The organism is Bradyrhizobium sp. RDI18, from assembly GCF_043203335.1.
GTDB classification, from domain to species: Bacteria; Pseudomonadota; Alphaproteobacteria; order Rhizobiales; family Xanthobacteraceae; genus Bradyrhizobium; species Bradyrhizobium retamae.
The window spans coordinates 645,397-667,469 of sequence record NZ_JBICRN010000006.1 but is presented as its reverse complement, the minus strand read 5'-3'; the positions used below and the strand labels follow the sequence as shown (position 1 = coordinate 667,469).

At 59.7% G+C, this 22,073-nt stretch carries 20 protein-coding genes and 3 pseudogenes; 20 read left to right on the top strand and 3 right to left on the bottom strand.

The features are described 5' to 3' along the window. Nucleotides 1–211 precede the first annotated feature (211 nt). A complete protein-coding gene (locus ACFXS9_RS04150; protein ID WP_392685375.1) occupies nucleotides 212–865 on the top strand; it encodes a radical SAM protein in 654 nt (217 codons plus the stop codon). Here ACFXS9_RS04150 and ACFXS9_RS04145 read toward each other — a convergent pair. Continuing rightward, nucleotides 862–1,994 (bottom strand): IS3 family transposase gene (locus tag ACFXS9_RS04145; protein ID WP_392685372.1). Its coding sequence is split into 2 segments (ribosomal slippage): nucleotides 862–1,739 and nucleotides 1,739–1,994, totalling 1,134 coding nucleotides; the frame shifts between segments, so codons are not numbered across the junction. The genes ACFXS9_RS04150 and ACFXS9_RS04145 overlap by 4 nt on opposite strands. Before the next feature lie 108 nt (nucleotides 1,995–2,102). On the opposite strand from ACFXS9_RS04145, the gene ACFXS9_RS04140 reads away from it, so the two are divergent. From ACFXS9_RS04140 to hemN, 19 genes and pseudogenes are all read left to right on the top strand, one after another. Next, a complete protein-coding gene (locus tag ACFXS9_RS04140) occupies nucleotides 2,103–2,972 on the top strand; it encodes a hypothetical protein (RefSeq protein WP_392685369.1) in 870 nt (289 codons plus the stop codon). A 17-nt stretch (nucleotides 2,973–2,989) separates the two neighbouring features. Continuing rightward, entirely contained in the window at nucleotides 2,990–4,180 is a 1,191-nt protein-coding gene (locus ACFXS9_RS04135) for a hypothetical protein (protein ID WP_245309374.1), read from the top strand. A 56-nt stretch (nucleotides 4,181–4,236) separates the two neighbouring features. Continuing rightward, on the top strand, nucleotides 4,237–4,767 hold the full coding sequence (locus ACFXS9_RS04130) for a GNAT family N-acetyltransferase (RefSeq protein ID WP_392685366.1): 531 nt from the start codon (nucleotides 4,237–4,239) through the stop codon (nucleotides 4,765–4,767). 465 nt (nucleotides 4,768–5,232) lie between these two features. Then, the gene (locus ACFXS9_RS04125; protein ID WP_392685363.1) at nucleotides 5,233–6,309 is read left to right on the top strand and encodes a hydrogenase small subunit; all 1,077 of its coding nucleotides are present in this window, start codon (nucleotides 5,233–5,235) and stop codon (nucleotides 6,307–6,309) included. A gap of 34 nt (nucleotides 6,310–6,343) precedes the next feature. Further along, nucleotides 6,344–8,134, top strand: a complete 1,791-nt coding sequence (locus tag ACFXS9_RS04120) for a nickel-dependent hydrogenase large subunit (RefSeq protein WP_392685360.1) — start codon at nucleotides 6,344–6,346, stop codon at nucleotides 8,132–8,134. 11 nt (nucleotides 8,135–8,145) lie between these two features. Continuing rightward, entirely contained in the window at nucleotides 8,146–8,877 is a 732-nt protein-coding gene (gene cybH / locus ACFXS9_RS04115; protein ID WP_392685357.1) for a Ni/Fe-hydrogenase, b-type cytochrome subunit, read from the top strand. Nucleotides 8,878–8,889: 12 nt separating this feature from the next. Then, nucleotides 8,890–9,474 carry a HyaD/HybD family hydrogenase maturation endopeptidase gene (locus ACFXS9_RS04110; protein WP_057846121.1) on the top strand — a complete coding sequence of 195 codons (585 nt, stop codon included), beginning with the start codon at nucleotides 8,890–8,892 and terminating at the stop codon, nucleotides 9,472–9,474. 16 nt (nucleotides 9,475–9,490) lie between these two features. After that, nucleotides 9,491–9,781, top strand: a complete 291-nt coding sequence (locus tag ACFXS9_RS04105) for a HypC/HybG/HupF family hydrogenase formation chaperone (RefSeq protein WP_057846088.1) — start codon at nucleotides 9,491–9,493, stop codon at nucleotides 9,779–9,781. 468 nt (nucleotides 9,782–10,249) lie between these two features. Beyond that, a complete protein-coding gene (locus ACFXS9_RS04100; protein WP_245309372.1) occupies nucleotides 10,250–11,068 on the top strand; it encodes a hydrogenase expression/formation protein in 819 nt (272 codons plus the stop codon). Beyond that, nucleotides 11,065–11,281 (top strand): annotated as a pseudogene (locus tag ACFXS9_RS04095) (rubredoxin). The gene ACFXS9_RS04100 and the pseudogene ACFXS9_RS04095 overlap by 4 nt, the downstream one beginning before the upstream one ends. Continuing rightward, a complete protein-coding gene (hybE, locus tag ACFXS9_RS04090; protein WP_057846086.1) occupies nucleotides 11,271–11,804 on the top strand; it encodes a [NiFe]-hydrogenase assembly chaperone HybE in 534 nt (177 codons plus the stop codon). The pseudogene ACFXS9_RS04095 and the gene hybE overlap by 11 nt, the downstream one beginning before the upstream one ends. After that, a complete protein-coding gene (locus ACFXS9_RS04085; RefSeq protein WP_057846085.1) occupies nucleotides 11,801–12,898 on the top strand; it encodes a nickel-dependent hydrogenase large subunit in 1,098 nt (365 codons plus the stop codon). The genes hybE and ACFXS9_RS04085 overlap by 4 nt, the downstream gene beginning before the upstream one ends. Further along, nucleotides 12,891–13,232 carry a hydrogenase maturation nickel metallochaperone HypA gene (gene hypA, locus ACFXS9_RS04080; protein ID WP_057846084.1) on the top strand — a complete coding sequence of 114 codons (342 nt, stop codon included), beginning with the start codon at nucleotides 12,891–12,893 and terminating at the stop codon, nucleotides 13,230–13,232. The genes ACFXS9_RS04085 and hypA overlap by 8 nt, the downstream gene beginning before the upstream one ends. Beyond that, on the top strand, nucleotides 13,232–14,191 hold the full coding sequence (hypB, locus tag ACFXS9_RS04075) for a hydrogenase nickel incorporation protein HypB (protein ID WP_057846083.1): 960 nt from the start codon (nucleotides 13,232–13,234) through the stop codon (nucleotides 14,189–14,191). Before hypA ends, hypB begins: the two co-directional genes overlap by 1 nt. Continuing rightward, the gene (hypF, locus tag ACFXS9_RS04070; RefSeq protein WP_392685352.1) at nucleotides 14,188–16,455 is read left to right on the top strand and encodes a carbamoyltransferase HypF; all 2,268 of its coding nucleotides are present in this window, start codon (nucleotides 14,188–14,190) and stop codon (nucleotides 16,453–16,455) included. The genes hypB and hypF overlap by 4 nt, the downstream gene beginning before the upstream one ends. A 49-nt stretch (nucleotides 16,456–16,504) precedes the next feature. Further along, nucleotides 16,505–16,693, top strand: a complete 189-nt coding sequence (locus ACFXS9_RS04065) for a HypC/HybG/HupF family hydrogenase formation chaperone (protein ID WP_309142463.1) — start codon at nucleotides 16,505–16,507, stop codon at nucleotides 16,691–16,693. Then, on the top strand, nucleotides 16,690–17,829 hold the full coding sequence (hypD, locus tag ACFXS9_RS04060) for a hydrogenase formation protein HypD (RefSeq protein WP_392685349.1): 1,140 nt from the start codon (nucleotides 16,690–16,692) through the stop codon (nucleotides 17,827–17,829). Before ACFXS9_RS04065 ends, hypD begins: the two co-directional genes overlap by 4 nt. Beyond that, nucleotides 17,829–18,869: a hydrogenase expression/formation protein HypE gene (gene hypE / locus ACFXS9_RS04055; RefSeq protein ID WP_057846080.1), complete on the top strand. Its 1,041-nt coding sequence runs from the start codon at nucleotides 17,829–17,831 to the stop codon at nucleotides 18,867–18,869. Before hypD ends, hypE begins: the two co-directional genes overlap by 1 nt. Before the next feature lie 373 nt (nucleotides 18,870–19,242). Beyond that, nucleotides 19,243–20,458 (top strand): annotated as a pseudogene (hemN, locus tag ACFXS9_RS04050) (oxygen-independent coproporphyrinogen III oxidase); the annotation flags it as partial. A gap of 2 nt (nucleotides 20,459–20,460) precedes the next feature. On the opposite strand, the pseudogene ACFXS9_RS04045 reads toward hemN, so the two are convergent. Together ACFXS9_RS04045 and ACFXS9_RS04040 are read right to left on the bottom strand one after the other, a co-directional pair. After that, nucleotides 20,461–20,616 (bottom strand): annotated as a pseudogene (locus tag ACFXS9_RS04045) (transposase); the annotation flags it as partial. A 284-nt stretch (nucleotides 20,617–20,900) separates the two neighbouring features. After that, nucleotides 20,901–21,275 carry a DUF4189 domain-containing protein gene (locus ACFXS9_RS04040; RefSeq protein ID WP_082637691.1) on the bottom strand — a complete coding sequence of 125 codons (375 nt, stop codon included), beginning with the start codon at nucleotides 21,273–21,275 and terminating at the stop codon, nucleotides 20,901–20,903. Nucleotides 21,276–22,073 lie beyond the last annotated feature (798 nt).

Below are 22,073 nucleotides of genomic sequence, written 5' to 3'. Positions count from 1 at the left end.
ACCTGCCTGTCCTCGACAATCTCTAGTCATCCCGCGCGTCTCGCTGAGCGCATCGCGACGTGCGATCTGATCGGGGTCCAGTGGGAGGCGAATGCAGGTGGCTGATCGAAATGTGCTGCTTCAGTAACGAGCCAAAGAAGAAACTGATGGGACGCGGCCGCAGCTGCCATCGCGGCTTTCCTGCACACGAAAACTAAAGGAGTTCCAAAGCATGAACGCGCCAAGCTATTCCGAGGCCCTGGAATTCGCGATCGACCGTTCGTACGAGATCAACCTAGACATGTTGAGATCGCGAAACTTGCACCTTGATACGCACAACGATTATCTCGTCGGCACCTATCCGCCTCTCAAGGCAATGGGGGACCTGAATGCCGAAAGGTTGTTGACTCAGGTCGCGTCGTCAATTGATCTCTATTTCCACATCCCCTTCTGTAATCAGTATTGCAGCTTTTGCCACTTCGCCAAGGAAATCAATCCATCTTCCGAGCGAGTGGAACGTTATTTGGTGGCTTTGAATAAGGAGATGAGTTGGTCAGATGCGGCGCTTGCTGGCAGAGATGTTGAGACTGCTTTTTTTGGAGGTGGTACTCCCTCGTTTTTGACCAACCATCAACTCAAAACGCTATTTGATATGACTAATCAGCGCTTTGATTTATCGAGGGCCGAAGTAAGTTTCGAATTGCATCCCTCTCTTGTGAAGCATGCGGACGCTGCGGATCGCATATCCACTCTACTTAGAGGTGGCGTAAACCGCTTCGTACTGGGCGTTCAAAGTCTAGACTGGAATATTTTGCGCATACAGAGCTGGTCCCGGTCGTCTGAACAGAGTTTCCGCGTCGATAGGTGGAGCCTCTGCCGGGGTTAGGCTGCCATGCGGAGTGGCAGCGGGGTGAAGTAGGCGTGATCCGGCGTGCTGCCGTCAAGACTCGAATGGGGACGCCTGCTGTTATAGAAGTCGAGATATCGGCCGATCGAGCTGCGCGCCTCGCTGACGCTGTCATAGGCCCGCAGGTACACCTCCTCGTATTTGATGCTGCGCCAGAGCCGTTCGACAAACACGTTGTCCCGCCATGCGCCCTTGCCGTCCATGCTGATCGCGATGCCGTTGTCGGCGAGCACGCCGGTAAAAGCCTGTCCGGTGAACTGCGAGCCCTGATCGGTGTTGAAGATGTCCGGCTTGCCGTGACGAGCCAAGGCATCCTCCAGCGTCTCGACGCAGAAGGTCGCTTCCATGGTGATCGACAGCCGCCACGACAGAACACGACGTGTTGCCCAGTCCAGCACCACGGCGAGATAGACGAAGCCACTCGCCATCGGGATGTAGGTGATGTCCATCGCCCAGACCTGGTTCGGTCGCGTGATCTCCATGCCGCGCAGCAGGTATGGATGGATCTTGTGGCCGGGCTCGGGTCTGGTGGTGCGCGGACGGCGATAGAGCGCCTCTATCCCCATCCGCCGCATCAGCGTCTTGACATGCCGGCGGCCGATCTTGCACCCCTCGGCAGCCAGCAGGCCTCTCAGCATTCGCGAACCGGCGAAGGGAAACTCCAGATGCAGCCGGTCGAGACGCCGCATGATCGCGAGATCGGCGTCCGGCACCGGCCGCGGCAGGTAATAAACGCTGCCGCGGCTGATCTGCAAAACTTCCGCCTGCCTGGTGATCGACAGATCATGCTCGCGGTCGATCATCGCTTTGCGCTCAGCAATCCCGCCTTGGTGAGCGCTCCTTCTAAAAAATCGTTCTCCAGCGTCAACTCCCCGATCTTGGCATGCAGCGACTTCACATCGATCGCAGGCGTGGCCGGCGCAGCGCTGCCAGATCCAAAAACTCCGGAAGCGCCGCCCTCCAGCTGCGCCTTCCACGCCGTAATCTGATTGGGGTGGACGTCGAACTGCTCGGCAAGCTGAGCTATCGTCCGGTCGCCCTTGACGGCGGCAAGCGCCACCTTCGCCTTGAAGGCCGGTGTGTGGTTCCGGCGTGCTCGTCTGCTCATCGTCACTCCTGATTCGCAGGCACCAGCGTGCCCGCTGTCAGGCAGAAACTCCACTTATCGACCTGTTCAAATTTGCGGAGCCGGCTCTTACTGAACCGCGGGCACGGTGTGGAGGAGGTGATACAAACCGTAAAATTGCTGAATGAAATGGGCGTTGAGAACCTGTCGCTTGACCTCATGTATGGGCTGCCGCAGCAAACGCTCCGAAGCTGGTACGACTCAATTATCGGCCTATTGGACATGGGAATAGAGAAGTTCAATGTATTCCCATTGATGTTTAAATCGACTGACCCCGTAGCCCGCCATTTGGCTAGAGGACGATATCAATTCGCCGGGGCTAAAGAGCGCATCATAATGCACTTTATGGCAGAGCACATCCTCACTAAACTCGGCTATCGCCACGGGCCGATTTTCTATTGGACTAAGAGGTCGCAGCCGCACTCCGTTCAACAGCGCCGTAAGTACGATTCCTGGAACGACAATAATCTTGTCCCGTTTGGGGTTGGCGGATTTGGTTACATGAGCCAGTGCCAGTTCTATAACGAGGCAGACTTAGATCGCTACCTCTCTAGGGTTGAGGCAGGCGAGAAGCCAGTGTGGAGGGGTGTTGTACTGTCGCAAGACGACCTTATGCGCCGAACGTTAATGTTTGCTTTGCGAAGCAGCGGAGTGTTGCTCTCCCGATTCGAGCGGGAGTTTGGAGTATCGGTTGAAGAATACTTTTGCCGCGAGCTTGAAATCTTAAGGGAGGCGGGTCTCGTCTGCATCTCAAACGATGGCGTGCTGTCGTTAACTGCCGCCGGCAATATCAACTCGGGCGCTGTATCGCTGCTATTTTTCTCCGACAATGTGCTTGAGCGGGTCGCGTACAACGATGGCAGGATAACAGACAAGCGAACCGATCTGCTCGAAAAACACGACTACTCGCCGGCCGCAAGATACGGGTCAAGTGCAGAAATGCAAGCTGTCTTTCGATGAAATCGGGGCGCTCGTCTATGATCCATAGTTTATCCCTTTCCACTCCGGAGCCGCCGCCCTATCGGGAGCAGCAGATATTTTCTCATCTTACCGATGGCATTGATCGCGGGCAGCGAAAACGCCCGCTTGGGCTTGTCAGCAATTTTGTCGCCGATCAGCTTCCGCACTGCATTGCCGAGATCAAAGGCAGTAAACGGCCAGATGAAGGGGTCAAGGCTCTTGGACGCAGCGTCAACGCGATGATTGCATCGACTGACTATGTGGTACAGCTGCTGAATCTGCCGCAGCCCGACTTCGCGATCGCTAAGACAGACATCCAGTATCTCGTCAACTGTGCTTATCAGATGTCAGCGTTTGCCGGTCTTGATCCCGTGGACGCGGAGTTGACGGTGGGAGAGGAGCTGAGCCGTCTTGCCTGCTTAAGTTGTCATCGGCAGCCTAGCATTGAGGTCCTCTCGTATGAAGATATGATCCTTGCGAACCCGGTGCAGAGCGATCCACGCGTGTATTGCCTCGGCGCGGCCGGGGTCGAGGAGCGAGATTTTTGCTTAGGTCACCAACTCATCGAGAGCGAGCTACAGCTAGCAATCGACGCTCTACTTGAATTGCGTGACGCGGCTGGCGCGGACGCTCGTCAATGTCTTTCGGTATGCTTGGAGCGCCTTGAGTCAGCAAATAATGTTCTGACCCGCTTTTACGAACATATGTCGCCTGACCTATTTGGCCAATTCCGTGTGTTTTACGGAAAGAACCCTTACAAGAACAGGCTTGGCCCGAGCGGCCGGTTCTCTGCCCGCATAGTGGCGGTCTCGGTGCTACTGGTCGGTGAAGAACTCTTCCAACAGAGGCCGCAGTTTTATAGGGATGTATATCGGCTGTCCGAATACTATCCGCAGGGATGCATTCACGAGGTGTTCCGCTGGTTGTCACCGGACAATAGAAGCGCGGAGCTCACGCCAACTTGGCTAGAAGGGAAAGCGGACTTTCCTAAGTCTGCAACCATTTCGCCCGTCATGGAACGCCACGGCAATGAAATCGGAAAACTGCGCGCGTCTTGTGTTTATGCGCTGGATCAGTTCACCCGGATGCACCGTATTACTGCCTTAAAGTATACGGTTGAACCGGGTCGTCCAACTGTCGGAGTTGAGGCGTCGGAAAGTGTTGAGGTTGTCCTTTCACAGCGGCTATTAACGGCGGCGCGTCCGTAAGCTGACGGTATGCGCCAGACTTGCGGCGCCCGACACCGGTCGAAAGGTGATGTTCGATGTCTCAAGACGAGGTGATCTTTCGTCGGTTTGAGTCAGGGGATACTGATGATGTATGGCATATGCATAGAAGCGCATCGGAGGATGTTGGTGTGCGTGGCCCGGAAGGAGCGTGGGAGGATGATTTACGCAACATTGGAGAAGTATACATCGCGTCAGGCGGAGACTTCGTGGTTGCGCATATTGGTTCCCGACTCGTTGCCATGGGTGGATTGAAACCTGTTGACGGTGATGTCGCAGAGCTGAAGCGGATGCGGGTCGATCCTGCCTTTCACCGACGAGGGCTTGGGAGGAGGATTCTTAGTGAATTGGAATCGCTAGCCGGTGCTCTAGGATTCAAGTGGATAATTCTCGACACGACAAAGATCCAAGTAGGGGCTCAAAGGCTTTATGAGACGGCTGGCTACGTTCGCCGCAAGGAAGGGATGTTGCACGGATATGCAGTGATTTTCTACGATAAGCGGCTCACCGGCCGGGATGCCCCACCTCACATGATAGACGACATTGTGAGCCTGGATAATCCAGTCTAATCCTGAGTGACCAGCTTCGTGAAAAGCTGAAGAAGGTGGAGGCGCTAGGATTTCGGCGCGCGACGACCAAGAGAAGCGCGGCGTCGCGGAAGCGCGGAAGGTGAGCTCGACGAGTAAAGACGTAGCGATGCCCCCATTGAGGTGATGGTTACCTATCAGACAGTGTCGAACAGCGACTTGGTCAATGCAGACGCTGCGACCAGAATATCGTGCGTTTGTTCGGCCCTGCGTGATGTGTACGACGGACTGATCGCAGAGCCACCGAGCTAAAGCCGGCAGCTTACTTGCCGATTTCTGATTGAATGCGTTCCGTTTCCCCGGCTCTCATCGCCCTTGCGTGACTAATTTGAGCGCTTCTTCTGGAAACGGCTTGGTATCTCTCAAGTGTTTTACGTGTGGTGTTGGCCTGCTTCTTGCTACCCTAGCGTCAGCAAGTCGTCGCTAACAGATCTCGGGGAAGAATTTATGGGCGGGGCAGCGGAAACGTTTTACGGCGTCATCAGACGTCAGGGTATCACGCGTCGCAGTTTCCACAAATTCTGCAGTTTGACGGCAACGAGCCTCGGGCTCGGTCCGCTCGCGGCAAGCCAGATTGCCAACGCGCTGGAGACAAAGCCGCGTGTGCCCGTGATCTGGATGCACGGGCTCGAATGCACCTGCTGTTCGGAAAGCTTTATCCGCTCGGCCCATCCGCTCGTCAAAGACGTGGTGCTGTCGATGATCTCGCTGGATTATGACGCCCTGATCATGGCGGCGGCAGGACACCAGGCCGAAGCCATCCTCGAGGAGACCCGCGCCAAGTACAAGGGCGAGTATGTGCTTGCCGTTGAAGGCAATCCGCCGCTGAACGAAGGCGGCATGTTCTGCATTGATGGCGGCAAGCCGTTCGTCGAAAAGCTCAGGGCGATGGCGGAAGATTCCATGGCGATCATCGCTTGGGGGACTTGTGCGTCCTGGGGTTGCGTGCAGGCGGCCAAGCCCAACCCGACTGGGGCGACGCCGATCGATAAAGTGATCACGAACAAGCCGATCATCAAGGTGCCCGGCTGCCCGCCCATCGCAGAGGTCATGACCGCCTTGGTGACATTCATCACCACGTTCGGAAAGCTTCCCGAGCTCGACCGCCAAGGGCGTCCAAAGATGTTCTATTCCCAGCGCATCCACGACAAGTGCTATCGGCGTCCCCATTTCGACGCCGGCCAGTTTGTCGAGGTGTGGGACGATGAGTCAGCGCGCAAGGGCTATTGCCTCTACAAGATGGGCTGCAAGGGGCCGACCACCTACAACGCCTGCTCGGCCGTTCGGTGGAACGGCGGCGTTTCCTTCCCGATCCAATCCGGCCACGGCTGCTTCGGCTGCTCCGAAGATGGCTTTTGGGACAAGGGCTCGTTTTACGATCGACTGACGACCATCAAGCAATTCGGCATCGAGGCCAACGCCGATCAAATCGGCATGGCCGCTGCTGGCGCGGTCGGCCTAGCCGTTGCCGCGCACGCGGCGGTCACGGCCGTGAAGCGGCTGACCCTAAACCGGGCCGAGTAGCTCAGGAAAAATAATCGAATTCAGAAGGACAACGATGGGCGCCCAGACACCCAATGGGTTCAAACTCGACCATTCCGGCAAACGCATTGTCATCGATCCGCTGACCCGGGTCGAAGGCCACCTCCGCGTGGAGGTCAATCTCGATTCCGACAATGTGATCCGCAACGCGGTCTCATCCGGAACTATGTGGCGCGGCATCGAGACGATCCTGCGTGGACGCGATCCTCGCGATGCCTGGGCGTTCACCGAGCGGATTTGCGGCGTCTGCACCGGCACACATGCGCTCACCTCGGTACGCGCGGTGGAGAACGCGCTGGGCATCACCATTCCAGAGAATGCTAATTCGATCCGCAATATCATGCAGCTCTGCCTGCAGGTGCACGATCATCTTGTACACTTCTATCACCTGCACGCGCTGGATTGGGTCGATGTGATTTCCGCCCTCAAGGCCGATCCCAAGGCGACCTCTGCGTTGGCGCAATCGGTCTCGTCCTGGCCGCTATCATCGCCAGGCTATTTCAAACATCTGCAGATCAGGCTCACCAAGTTCGTTGAATCAGGGCAGCTCGGCCCGTTTAAGAATGCCTATTGGGGGCATCCGGCCTACAAGCTTCCGCCGGAAGCGAACCTGATGGCCTTGGCGCATTATCTGGAAGCGCTCGACTTCCAGAAGGACGTCGTCAAGATCCACGCCATCTATGGCGGCAAGAACCCACATCCGAATTGGCTGGTCGGTGGCGTGGCCTGTGCCATCAATGTCGATGGTACCGGTGCAGTGGGCGCCATCAATATGGAGCGGCTGAACCTGGTATCCTCGATCATTTGCCGTTCGATCGAATTCGTCGAGCAGGTTTATCTGCCCGACGTTGCCGTGATTGGCTCCTTCTACAAAGACTGGCTCTATGGCGGTGGTCTCTCGGGTAAGAGCATAATGTCCTATGGCGACATTCCCGAGAACGCCAATGATTATTCCGCGAAAAACCTCAAGCTGCCGCGCGGCGTGATCCTCAATGGCAATTTCAGCGAAGTCCTGCCGATCGATCACGGCGATCCCGAGCAGATCCAGGAGTTCGTCGCCCATTCCTGGTACAAATATCCCGATGAAACCAGGGGGCTGCATCCCTGGGGTGGTATCACCGAGCCGAATTTCCAGCTCGGGCCCAACGTCAAGGGCACCAGGACCCACATCAAGGAGCTCGACGAAGGCGGCAAGTATTCCTGGATCAAGGCGCCGCGCTGGCGCGGCAACGCCGTCGAGGTGGGACCGCTGGCGCGATACATCATAGGTCACGCGCAAGGCAAAGCGGAGTTCAAAGAGCCGACCGAGAAGCTGCTGAAGACGCTCGATCTACCCTTCGCTGCACTCTTCTCTTCGCTCGGCCGCACTGCGGCGCGTGCGCTCGAATGCCAATGGGCCGCGCACCAGATGCGCTATTTCCAGGACAAGCTTATGGCGCATTTCAAAGCGGGTGACACCGCTACCGCCAACGTCGATAAATGGAAGCCGGAGAGCTGGCCGAAGGAAGCCAAGGGCTACGGTTTCACTGAGGCGCCGCGTGGTGCGCTGGGGCACTGGATCAAGATCAAGGAGACCAAGATCGACAACTACCAGTGCGTCGTGCCGACGACATGGAACGGCTCGCCGCGTGATCCAAACGGCAATATCGGTGCATTTGAGGCCTCGTTGATGGATACGCCGATCGCTGATCCGGAGAAGCCGCTGGAAATCCTGCGCACGATCCATTCCTTTGATCCATGCCTGGCCTGCTCGACCCATGTGATGGGGCCGGATGGCCAGGAAATGGCAACGGTCAAGGTCCGCTAGGGGAGGCGGCATTGCTGGACAAATCTCCGCAAGCGCTAACCGCCGCTGTCGCGGCCGACGCGGTACGCTCCGGCCGCAGCGCCGAGCGTGGCGTCGTCTACGTCTACGAGGCGCCGGTGCGGCTATGGCATTGGATCAACGCCGCGGCAATCCTGGTGTTGGGCCTCACCGGCTATTTCATCGGCAGTGGGATACCGACCATGCCGGGAGAGACAAGCGACAATTTCCTGTTCGGCCATATCCGTTTTGCGCATTTTTTCGCAGGCTATGTGCTCACGCTCGGCTTCCTCTTCCGCATTTACTGGGCGTTCATGGGCAACCCCCATGCTAAGCAGATTTTCTACGTGCCGCTCTGGCGCAAGAGGTATTGGCGCGAGGTGTGGCACGAGATTCGCTGGTACGCTTTCGTTGCGGCCGAGCCAAAGAAATACGTCGCGCACAATCCGCTGGCCCAGCTTGCGATGTTCTTCATGTTTACGCTGGCGATCGCGTTCATGATCGTCACCGGCTTTGCACTGTACGCACAGGGCACCGGCAACGACAGCTGGCAGTACATGCTGTTCGGCTGGGTGTTTTCGATTTGGCCGAACAGCCAGGACCTCCACACCTGGCATCATCTCGGCCTGTGGATGATCGTGACGTTTGCGCTCATCCACATCTATACAGCGGTTCGCGAAGACATCGTGTCGCGCCAGAGCATCGTCTCCTCGATCATTTCTGGCGAGCGCGAATTCCGCGATTGATTGACGATGCAGATGCCAACTCCGGAGAACACGAAACGGATTCTGGTGCTCGGCATCGGCAATATCTTGTGGGCCGATGAGGGGTTCGGCGTGCGGGTGGTGGAGCAGTTCCACTGCCGCTACGCCGTCCCTGGCAATGTCACCATGCTCGATGGCGGCACGCAGGGGCTCTACCTCGTCAATTTTCTCGAGGAGGCCGATTGCCTGATAGCGTTCGATGCCATCGATTATGGACTCGCGCCCGGGCACTTGAAGCTCGTGCGAGACGAGGAGGTGCCGAAATTCACCGGCGCCAAGAAGGTGAGCCTGCATCAGACCGGTTTCCAGGAGGTCTTAAGTGCGGCCGACCTGCTTGGCCGCTGCCCGCGAGAGCTCGCTCTAATCGGCTGTCAGCCACTTGATCTGGAGGATTGGGGCGGGCCGCTGACGGCTCCGGTGCGCACTCAGATTGCGCCTGCGATCGAACTGGCTTGCGAACTGCTGGCGCAGTGGGGTTCTCCGGCAAAACTGCGGACCGCGCCGCTACCGGAGTCGGAGCGTCTACTCGCGAACGACATCGACCATGCAAAGTATGAGAGGAGGGCGCGGCCGATCTAGCGGCTCGCCGATTACCATGTGCCTTGGCTTGCCAATGACGATTATTGAGACCGACGGCATGTCGGCGCTTTGCGAATATGCTAATGAACAGCGGCGCGTCTCAGTCATGCTGCTCTCCGAGCCGCCGGTCGGTGCCAAGGTGCTTGTCCATATCGATACCGCGGTGCGGCTCTTGGATGACGACGAAGCGCGGCTGATCGCGGACGCGCTTGAGGGCCGTGATGCGGCCCTCAATGACCACGATTGCGATCGTTTCTTTGCGGACTTGATCGGTCAAGAGCCGCAACTGCCCGAGCACCTGCGCTAGCCTGGTGCCGCCTCCCGGACACTGCCTGCCCATCTTTGCCTATATCAGCGGGAACCAAATTTGCAGCCGAAACAAGGTTCACGCGGAATATGTCGAGCGGGTGCTGATCCGAGCGGGAACGCAATCGCGAAAGAGCAATGATTGGCACGTGCCTTGCTACACCTCATCCAGCAGAACCATGGATTATCAGGGAGACGGCTGATGGACCTTCAGCCCGGAAACATGATCTGACGCGGCTCCGTCTGTCCGAGGTGGGGACCGAAAGCGTCGCACAAGCGCGAGACACTCGGCATAATCGCCAAGATCCGGGAGATCTCTATCGACCGCATTGCGAAGCTCATTGATCGCCCGCGCGCCAATGGCGCGTCTGTGGACATAAGCATCATCCCTCAGCACACCAACGGAACGTCGTACATGAAACAGGTTTCCGGGTCGCGCCCGATAGCGCCGAGAAAATGCGAGCAGCTGATGAGCGTGTTTCCTATCGCCGCGGAAAGTCTCGGCGCAGCCCATAGCGGGCTGACGGCTGCGGGTGCGCTCGCGAGGCCCGCTTCGCTCAATTGCATCGAGCTGGCAAGGAACTGTCAGAGTGCCAACGCGCTGTTGTCTTCCGTCGCGGCTGCCGTTGCCGGCCAGAAGAGCGACGTGCCGACGCAGCTGTTCAGGCTCGGGAATCTCAGCGATCTCGAGCGCAAGCTGATTGCGGACGTGCTTGGAGAGGGCGAGCTGGCCGGCGTCGTGGCGCTGCCGGGTGGCCGCGTGGCGCAAATCCAGGAATCGGTACTTGCGGGAATCTGGCGCGTGCGCATCGAGACCGACGCCGCACACGAATATGTCGAGGTCGGTGCCATCCCGGAGATCGTGCGGCGCGCCGCAACCGACCTGACGTCGAGCGATCTCATGATCGGCGCGGCACCGGACGGCGCGATGAACGTGCTGCCGGTGCTCGCGGAAATCCGCGAGCGGGCATTGGCCTGGCGGCCGGGCATGCGCTCGCAGATCATCAACTTCACCCTGCTGCCGATGAGCCCGGTCGACCAGGCGTTTCTGCAGCAAAGCGTCGGCAACGGGCCGATCCAGCTCAGCTCGCGCGGCTACGGGACTTGCCGAGTGCTTGCTACGGGCATCCGGAACGTCTGGTCGGTGCAGTTCTTCAATGCCATGGACACCATCATTCTGGATACGCTGGAGATCGGCGGCGTGCCAACGGTCGCCTTGGCCGCCGAGGAGGATTTCTGGGATTCCGCCGAACGCCTGCAAGAAATCATCAAAGCTTACTTCGAATGACGAGCTTCGAGAATTTTAGCGTCCGGAAGGATATCGCAGACGGCGCGCGCATGGAGTGCGGCATCTGTTGGATCGTCTACGACCCAGCTGAGGGGGATGAGGCGACGCAGATTGCAGCGGGAACGCCTTTCGCCGGGTTGCCCGAAAATTGGCGTTGTCGCAAATTGCGATGCGCCCAAATCGAAGTTCATGGGGATTGAAGATGACGCCTAACCGCGAACAGCATCCCCGCAGGAGCGTGCACGCCGATGCGTCGGCGTGGGGCGAGATGCTCTCGGCAGCCTATCGGGATATCGCCGATCGCACCATGCGCGACCTGCCGATCTTCAACGATGCCTTGAGCGTCGAAGCCATCGCCTTTCGCGCGCGCGAGGGCAGGGTCGTCGGCATGATGGTCACGCCCTGGTTCATGAACGTGGTCATACCCATGCGTGACGGCACTTCGCAATCGTCTCCGGGCCCGGGATCGAACCTGCGCTTGCGATTTCCGGCCGGCGAGATCGAATTCACCGTCAGCGATCTGGTGCCCGTGGGCTCGATCGCGAGCTACTCACTGTTCTCGCCGATGTTTGAGTTCGAGGATATGGCGTCCGCGCGCGCCACCGCCGAAGCAGCGCTCGCGGCGCTGATGTCGCCGGCCAATCGCGCGGCGTCACATGGGACAGATGCGCCACATATCAGTTCGTTCGACCGCCGGCATTTCTTGCACGGTGTACTGACGGAGCGGCGCGCATGAGCCTCGCCGTCCGCAACCAGATCGATGTTACCGTATCGCTTGCTGGCGACGCAATTGCCGCGGTCGAGATTCTGCCGTGCGCCCGGCCGCCACTGGCGCGGCTATTCGCCGGCAAGCCGGCCGCTTCGTTGCTCAACGTGCTGCCGCGGATCTTCTCGTTGTGTGCCGCCGCGCACCAGGTGGCATTCCTGTCCGCGATCGAAGCGGCGCGCCGCGAAAACATCAGCCTTGCGACGCGGCAGCATCGTATCGCCATGGTCGTTGCCGAGCGGCTGGCGGAATTGCTGCGGGGCCTGTTTGTCGGGCATTTCGCGCTGGATACCACCAGCGCCGCAGCGATCCGCGCCCTGATGGAGGGGGTATCGGCACTTCTCAGCAGCTCAGAGCCCGGCTGCGGCCAGGTTCGACGCGAGGCAACAGCGCGGGTTCCGATTGCGCTGGCAGCGCTTGGCATAACGAACGAAGACGGCGCGCCGACACTCGGTAACGCACTCGCGCTTCGCATCGCGGCTCTCGAGGAAGACGCGTTGAACCCAATGCCTACGCAGCACTCGTTTTTGTCCGTTGCCGACGACCGCAGCGTCATTGAACGGCTGCTCGCGGATGATGCAGGATTTTGCCGTTGCCCCGACCTGGAGGGCCGCATTCCCGAGACAGGTGCGTGGGCGCGCCAAATGATGCGTGATCAGCTCACGCTAGGCCGGTCGGGGCCGGCCGAGCGGCTGAAGGCGAGGATCGCGGAAATCGTGCGACTGCACGCTTGGCTCCGCTCCAGTGCTTATGTTGAAACAGCGGAGGATGGGATCGTCGAAAGCTACAGGCTGGGGCCGGGCCGTGGTGCGGCCGCGGTCGAATGCGCAAGGGGACGTCTCTATCACGCGGTTGAGCTTGATCGTCAGGGGCAGATGTTGCGCTTGGAATTTCTTGCCCCAACCGAGTGGAATTTCCACGCGCGCGGACCGCTTGTCCGCAGCCTGCAAGGCGCGGTGCTGGCCGCGAAACCGCGGGGACTGGGTGCGGTTCGCGCGATGGTCGCATCCTTCGACCCTTGCGTCGGGTTCGCTCTCAATTTTCGCGAAATTGGCGATGCATGAAATGGCGCTTTGTGAGGGCATCGTCGAGATCGTCGAGGAGGAGGCGCGCCGGCGATCGTTTTCCAGGGTGAAGACCGTGTGTCTGGAGATCGGGGCGCTCAGCCATGTCGCTCCCGAAGCGATGAAGTTCTGCTTTGCGGTCGTTGCCGCGCGGACAATCGCCGATGGCGCGGTTATTGAGGTCATCGAATTGCCTGGCGTCGCCTGGTGCATTGCCTGTTCGAGGAGAGTTGAGATTGCGCAGCGCGATGAGCCGTGTCCCTGCTGCGGCAGCTATCAGCTGCAGGTGACCGGGGGCGAAGAGATGCGGTTGAAAGAGCTGGAGGTCGATTGATGTGTACCGTATGTGGCTGTAGCGAAAGAACGCCCTCCATCGAACGCGCCGACGCGCAAAGTGCGCAAACCCAGGGTCATCACCATGATCATGCGCATGATCACTACGGTCACCACCGTGATCATGTGCATAGCGGTCAAAACGTGCATGATTCTCACAACCATCACCACGGCCATTATCACCATCATGATCATAGCCATCAACATGCTCAGGGCGGAGGGGCGCTTGTGGATTGCGGTGCCGATCCGGCCGGCTTGAAGATCGCAGGTATGAGCAGCGAGCGAACCATTCGGATCGAGCGCGACATTCTTGGCAAGAACAATAGGATCGCCGCCGACAACCGCGCGCGCTTCTTGACCGATGACCTGCTCGTGTTCAATCTTGTTTCCAGTCCGGGCGCCGGCAAAACCTCGCTGCTCGTCCGCGCCGTCTCGGAACTGAAGGATAGCCGCCCGGTTGGTGTCATCGAGGGAGACCAGCAGACCTCGAACGATGCCGATCGCATTCGCGCCACCGGCGCGCCCGCAATCCAGATCAATACTGGCAAGGGCTGCCATCTCGATGCTGCGATGGTCGGTGAGGCTTATCGCCGCTTGCCGCCGCTCAAGGGCGGTATTCTCTTCATCGAGAATGTCGGGAATCTAGTTTGTCCCGCGGCGTTCGATCTCGGCGAAGCCTGCAAGATCGTGGTGTTCTCGACCGCCGATGGTGAAGACAAGCCGCTCAAATATCCGGATATGTTCGCCGCATCGTCGCTGATGCTGATCAACAAGATTGATCTGGCGCCGGTGGTCGACTTCGATTCAGCCAAGACCATCGAATATGCGAGACGCGTCAATCCGAACATTGAGGTGCTGACGGTTTCGGCGCGTACGGGCGAGGGCTTTGCCGCGCTCTACGCCTGGATCCGGAAGCAGGCTGCGAATCAGAGGCGTCCCGTCGGTGACGCATTGCCATGAGCGCGAGCGGCGACGCCATCATCCGCGGCGGAACGCGGCTGCGGGTGCGCGTCAGTGGCGCCGTGCAGGGTGTCGGCTTTCGTCCGTATATTTATGGTCTCGCTACCCGTTATAGGTTGGCCGGGTTCGTCGCCAACGATCCTGATGGCGTGATCATCGAGGTTGAGGGCGACCTTACGTGCGAGTTTGTGGCCGCTTTGCCACTCGAAAGCCCTCCATTGGCGCGGATCGACCACATCTCCGTTCAGGAGATTGATGCGCTTGCGGCGAAAGACTTCTCAATCCGCGCCAGCGAACACGGGAGGGGCTCGACGCGGATCGTCGCCGATGCCGCGACATGCCAGCAATGTCTCGATGAGTTGTTCGACCCGAACAGCCGCCATTACCTCTATCCCTTCATCAACTGCTCTCATTGCGGCCCGCGCTATACCATCGCCGAACGGCTTCCCTACGATCGCCGCAACACGGCGATGGGGGAGTTTGCGATGTGTGCCGCCTGCGCGGGCGAATATGCCGATCCGGCGAGCCGCCGGTTTCATGCGGAAGCGATTGCATGTCCGACATGCGGTCCTCGGCTCAGTCATGGGATCAACGACATTGCCGCGGGGATCGATGGCGGCCAAATCGTCGCAATAAAGGGGGTTGGCGGGTACCAGCTGCTTTGCGACGCTCGCAACCATGACGCCGTGCAGCGTTTGCGCAGGAGGAAGCAGCGCGACCAGAAGCCGTTCGCGGTCATGGTTGGTTCCGTAGAGCAGGTCAGCGAGATTGCGGAGGCGAATGCCGCCGAGCTCCCACTGCTCGAATCTGTCGCCCGTCCGATCGTCCTCCTGCCGTCGCGCAACAATCTAGCGCCGGCGATAGCCCCTGGCCTGTCGCGCGTCGGCGTGATGCTGCCGGCGGCCCCGTTGCATCACCTTATCTTCCATGCGCTTCGTTCGACAGGTGCATGGCATGGGGCTGAAGGTCCGGTCATTGTCAGCACCAGTGCTAATCCCGGCGGCGAACCGCTCCCGATCGACAACGCGGAGGCGCTGCGGCGGCTCGCGGGCATCGCCGATCTTATTGTGACCCATGATCGCGATATTCTGACGCGCGCCGATGATTCGGTAGTGGCGGTGGTGGCGGGGCGGCGCCAATTCATTCGTCGCGCCCGCGGCTATGTTCCCGAACCGATTCGGCTTGCGAGGTCCGTGCCGCCCGTCCTCGCCGTCGGCGGCGCGTTGAAATCGACCATCACGGTCACACGGGGCAGTGAGGCCTTCGTCTCCCAGCACATCGGCGATCTCGATACGGCTGAAGGCATCCGGTTCTTCGAGGAGACGATCCGGCACCTCACATCGACCCTCGACATCGATCCGGTCGTCATTGCCCATGATCTGCATCCCAACATGGCGGCCACCCGCTTTGCGGAAGCAAGCGGCCGCGCGCTGGTCGCTGTTCAGCATCACCACGCGCACGCTGCGGCCGTCATCGCGGAGCATGGCCTTGCGGGACCTACGCTCGCCCTTCTCCTCGACGGCTATGGTTATGGCCCCGACGGCGGCAACTGGGGTGGCGAACTCTTGTTGTGCGAAGGCGCCGGGTTTCGACGGATCGGGCATTTCGCGCCGTTGCAAATGCCTGGCGGAGATCGCGCAGCCCGCGAGCCTTGGCGCATGGCGAGCGCAATATTTCACTTGCTGGGACGGGAAAGCGAAATCAGGCCGCGCTTTGCAGCACAGCCTCAGGCCGAGCGTCTGCCGTCAATGCTCGATCAGCCCGGCGTGGCGACCACGACCAGCGCGGGCCGACTGTTCGACGCAGCGGCGGCGCTGCTGGGGATCGCGACTTTGCAGAGCTATGAGGGCGAAGCCGCGATGAAGCTCGAGGCGCGTGTGCGGCGGACTGCGGTGCTTGAAGCGGGCTGGATGATCGATGGCGACGTGCTGTCCTTTCGCCCGCTGTTTGCGCGTTTGATTGCAGACAACGTCGGCGCCACGGAGGGAGCGGAGCTGTTTCATGGCACGTTTGCCGCTGCCTGCGTTGACTGGGTCGCGCGCGCGGCGCGGACAACTGGCGTTACCGCCGTCGTTCTGAGCGGCGGCTGCTTCCTGAACGCGGTACTCGCGGATGAAATCGAGCGCGGCTGCATTGCGGCCGGCCTCACTCCGCTGCTGCCACGGCAGGTTCCGCCCAATGACGGTGGCTTGAGCCTCGGACAAGCCTGGATCGCCGCTCTGCAGATTGCAGAATGGCCGTCAGCCCTGGAAGGAACAGCCTAATATGTGTCTCTCGGTACCAGCTGAGGTCGCGAAAATTCTTGCTGATGACATGGCCATCGTGTCCATCGACGGCATCAGCAAGGAGATATCGATCGCGTTCATCGACGATCTCGCGGTGGGGGACTACGTCCTTGTCCATGTCGGCTATGCCCTGGCTAGAATTGACCCGGCGGAAGCCAAGCGCACGCTGCAGCTCCTACAGGAGCTGGGCAGCGTGGGGCAGGACCTCCAGTCATGAAATATGCCGACGAATTTCGCGACAAGACCATCGCGCGGGGGCTAGCGCGTGTGATTGGCGCCGAAGCCGATCTGCAAAGGGAATATCGGTTCATGGAATTCTGCGGCGGGCACACGCATGCGATTTCCCGCTATGGCCTGGAGGATATGCTGCCTGCGAATGTTCGCATGATCCACGGGCCGGGTTGTCCCGTCTGTGTTCTCCCCGCCAGCCGGATCGACATGGCGATCAGGCTCGCCGAGCAGCCGGAGGTCACTCTCTGTGTCTATGGCGACCTGATGCGCGTGCCCGGCTCGCAGGGAAAATCCCTGCTGAGCGCCAAGGCGTTCGGCGCCGACATTCGGATGGTCTACTCGACGCTCGATGCGATCCGGATCGCCGAACAGGCGCCGAATCGAGAGGTGGTCTTTTTTGCCATTGGATTTGAGACCACGACGCCGCCGACAGCGGTGATGATACGGCTTGCCGAGAAGAAATGGCTGAAGAGTTTCAGCGTGTTCTGCAACCACGTGCTGACTCCCTCGGCGATGCACAGCATTCTCGAGAGTCCCGATATCCGCAATATCGGGTGGGTCGAAATTGATGGCTTCCTCGGGCCTGCGCATGTCAGCACCATCATCGGCACGGAACCTTACCAGGTCCTCGCAGAACAATTCGGCAAGCCGATCGTGATCGCGGGATTTGAACCGCTCGACATGATGCAGGCGATCCTGATGCTGGTGCGGCAGGTGAACGAAGGCCGACATGAGGTGGAGAACCAATACAGCCGTGCGGTGACGCGGAAAGGCAATCGGCGCGCCCAGGAAGAGGTGTCGGATATCTTCGAATTGCGTGACCAGTTCGAATGGCGCGGGCTCGGGCTCGTACCCCATAGCGGACTAAAGCTAAAGCAGGCTTACGCTCAATTCGACGCCGAGATGCGTTTCACGATGCACGAAGTGCGCGTCGCCGATAATCCGGCGTGCGAGTGCGGGGCCATCCTGCGCGGCGTGAAGAGGCCGGTTGACTGCAAGCTGTTCGGAACCGTCTGCACGCCGGAAATCCCGATAGGATCCTGCATGGTCTCATCGGAAGGCGCCTGTGCCGCGCATTGGACGTATGGACGGTTTCGCGATTATCGGTTGAGGCGGGCGTGATGAGAGCCTATCAACGCAAGCTCGACATCAAGAACGGACGGGTCGACCTGTCCCATGGCGCCGGGGGACGCGCCATGGCCCAGCTGATCTCCGGCCTGTTTCACGAAGCCTTCGGCAATGAATGGCTCGCCCGCGGCAACGATCAGGCGGCCTTCGATGTTGGCGCCGGCAGGATGGTGATGACGACCGATGGCTATGTGATTTCGCCGCTGTTCTTTCCCGGCGGCAATATCGGATCGCTCGCGGTGCACGGCACGATCAATGATGTCGCGATGGGCGGCGCGCGTCCGCTCTATCTGTCGGCAAGTTTCATCATCGAGGAGGGCTTCCGCTTTTCGGATTTGAAGACGATTGCGGATTCGATGGGTGAGGCCGCGCGCGCCGCCGGCGTTTACATCATCACGGGCGACACCAAGGTCGTCGAGCGCGGGAAGGCGGACAGCCTGTTCATCTCGACGACGGGGGTCGGGGTTTTAGCCGATGGGCTCGATCTCTCCGCCGAGAAGGCAAGGGTCGGCGACCGCGTGCTGGTCTCCGGCAGTCTCGGCGACCATGGTACGGCGATCATGTCGAGGCGCCAGAATCTCGCTTTCGAGACCGAGATCGTCTCGGATTCCGCAGCGCTGCATGATCTCGTAGCCCTAATGGTTGCGGCCGGTGGCAGCAGCATCCGGGTGATGCGCGACCCCACGCGCGGCGGTCTTGCGGCGATGCTCAACGAGATTGCGCATCAGTCGGGTCTCGGGTTCCATCTGCAGGAAGAGGCCATTCCGGTGAAGCCGGCGGTTGCCGCCGCCTGCGAACTCCTTGGGCTTGATCCGCTACACGTCGCCAACGAGGGCAAGCTCGTTGCCATCGTGGCGCCTGACATGGCCGATGCCGTGCTTGCAGCCATGAAGGCGCATCCGCTCGGGTGCGATGCGGCTGATATCGGCGAGGCCGTAGCCGACAATCATCAGTTTGTGCAGATGTCAACCAGCTTTGGTGGCGGGCGAATTGTCGATTGGCTGTCGGGCGAACAATTGCCCCGGATCTGTTGAGCGCAATCGCACTTCTGCCATTTCGTGCTTTGAGGAGATCGCTCTGCGATCCTCATGAAGCACTTGTTCGCCTCGAGCGCATCAATCAAACCGAACATGCGGGATGGGACTCGAAGCGGAACGGCGCACGTCGATCCTCGACATCAAGCCCTGCTCTCAACATCAGTTGTGTGATAAATTCCTTCTTCTCACAAACATTAAATGAGTGTCAGGGAGTGGCTATCGCTCCCGCTATCATGCTAACCGGTCTCCTTAGCATGGACATCGACGGAACGCAGATTTCGCGGCTAAAGCGGACCGATTGATATGGCGCAAAGACACAGGGGAGCGCAGCGGTTAGGGTGATGCTGATATAAGCGTGGGATAGTAACCGTTGCAGGCCTCAATCCTGAAAAAGTATTGCGATGCCTGCCTGCCTTGGTACACCATCTATCCAACTGTACCGGAGTTCTCCCCGGCTGTCGGTGCACAGGATTGTGAGAAATGGCTGAGGCGCCTGCCGGCTGACGACTCCGTGTCGCTCTATCTCCACATTCCGTTCTGCCGGTCGATCTGTTGGTATTGCGGCTTCCCTACGGCCATCACTGGCCGGGTTGCGCCGATCCTCAATTATTTGTCGGTGCTGCGCGAGGAGATCCGGTTGGTCGCGGAGCAAGCGCTGCCCGTGAGAGACGTGCACTTCGGCGGCGGAACGCCGACCGTCATCGAGCCAGCGGAGTTCCTGGCCCTGATGGAACTCCTGCGCCGCCGCTTCGCGTTCAGGAAAACGGCTGCGATCGCCGTCGAGATCGACCCGCGCACGTTCACGGTCGAGATGGCCGAAGCCTTAGGAGCAGCCGGCGTGAACCGCGCGAGCGTCGGCGTGCAGAGCTTCGATCCCATTGTTCAAAAAGCGGTCAACCGGTCCAGAGTAAGGCGCAGACGGCCGCTGCCGTCGAAAAATCTGCGCCAGCACGGAATAAGCCGCATCAACTTCGACCTCATTTTCGGTCTCCCAAATCAGACGGTGCAGTCCTGCGTCGAGAGCGCGACGACGGCGGTAGCCATGCGCCCGGACCGGCTTGCGGTTTTCGGCTACGCGCACGTTCCTTCGTATATGAAACGTCAGCGCCTGATCGATGAGGCAGCGCTGCCGGACAGTGCTGCCCGCGCCGAACAGGCCGCGGCCGTGGCCGATACGCTTGTCGCCACCGGCTATCACCAAATCGGGCTCGACCATTTCGCCTTGCCGGACGATGAGCTCGCGCTGGCGCAGAAAGCCGGTCGCCTGCGGCGTAACTCCTTGGGTTACTCGGCCGACACCTGCAAAACCCTGATCGGCTTCGGCACGTCGGCCATCGGCCGTCTCGGCGACGGTTACGTCCAGAACGATGTTGCAACAGGCTCCTACAGCCGGCACATCAGCTGGCCGTCTGGCGACGTCAAAAGGCTACCGTCTCACCGATGAAGACCGCGTCCGAGCCGCGATCATCGAGCGGCTGATGTGCGATCTGGAGGCCGACGTGCCGGCAGTCTGTGCCGCCCACGGAGTTTATGCGATCCCTTTTCTCGATTCAGCTGAACGCTTGGCGATGCTCGCCGAGGACGGGTCTCAATTGAGCCAATATGCGACGAGAGCGGCGAGCTGAACAGCGGCCAAGAAATTCCGGGCGAGCTTGTCGTATCGTGTGGCGATGCGGCGGAAGTCCTTGAGCCGGCAAAAGCAGCGTTCGATGACATTTCGGCCTCTGTAGGCGCGTTTGTTGAAGCGATGAATGACGACAAGGAGGCGTTACGCCAGGCGGCCTGACGATGCTCGGGCCCACCAAAGGGATGGACGCCACCCCTCTCCGCCGCCGTCGCTCGCCCGCTGCGCTTCTGGGTGAGGCGAGCGACGGCGGCTCCGAGGGGATGGCTCGGCCGGACCCCATGATCGATTTTGCTGAACTTGACGCACAGAACTCTCTTCAGTCGCGGGGTTCGGCTGGATATGTCTGCTACGAATTTGGGTTCGCCTGACCTCCTGCCTCAGCCTTGGTTTACTGACGGGCCTTAGTGGCAAACCCAGGCCCGCACTTTGCAGTCCTCGTCACCGGTCTCATTGCATCTGACCACCGCGCCTTGTTGCGATCGCTCCTCTTCCAATTCACCAAGTGGGTGGGACCACCACGCACGTCCCAGCCCGCGTCCCCTGCCTATGGCAACGGCGGCGCAAGCGTTATTTTCGTAAGCTGTGATTTGGCAATCCGAGCCGCCGTTGCCGCGACAGTTGAGCAGGGCCCACCGTCTAGCGTCCCGTTGTGATCCAGACCCGTACGAGAAACCGACCACGTCATCTGGTTTGGAGTATGCGATGGCCCCGGAGCCGGCGAACGCGGTAGTGTTTGAAATGAACAGCGCGAGGGCGCCGATTATTAGTTTACGCATTCACTTTCCTCCATTTGGATTTGAGCATCGCACCGAGCAAGAGGCCGCTTGCTCGCTGCTCCGTTTGTTGCCTGCAACCTCTTGCAAGTTTCGGGCGCAAAATTCGGCGCTGTTCCGCCAATCGCCGATTGACACTCGACTATGGTGAAAGCGAAAGGCGGGCTTTTTTGGCGGGGTAAATTGCCCCCATCGGTCACGAGACGACAGCCACAAGGCCGCCGCGCCGATCGTGCTCCCGCTACTCCGCGGGCGCTGCGGAAAGCGTCGGAATTCCATGATGAGCAGGCACGTACTCGATCTTTGTCATCGGCGCCTTGGTGGCTCGCAGACTGCCGACATGATAGCCCTGCCTCTGAACGGCAGACTTGATCTCGTCGCTGACTTTCAGAACCCTTCTTCTGCTCTTCCGCCATTTCATCTGGTAGCAAAACAGCTCTAGCCGCAACTATCGCGTCCTGTGATATGCTCCCAAAACCGCTGTGGATCGAAGTGCCGCGAACTTCTTTGGCGTTGGTCTGTTCTTTACTCGGCATCAGCGCTTTTCTCCATAATCCAAGATCCTGTCGTGCCGTTCATGTTCAGCTCAAATTGGCGCCTATTGCCCTACGGCGAGATAGAGCAAGGGCCGTGCCAGCGCTCCTCGCGCGCATTAAGCGCCTGATTGTGCTTTGAAACAGTTCGCGATGCGCAAACGGCGCACGGTGTTTTGAATCTCACAGCTTTGTGCACCGCTGTCAGAAAGCGGACAAGGATCGAGGGGCTGACGCATCCGGACCTTGCCCCACGGACTTGATCCGG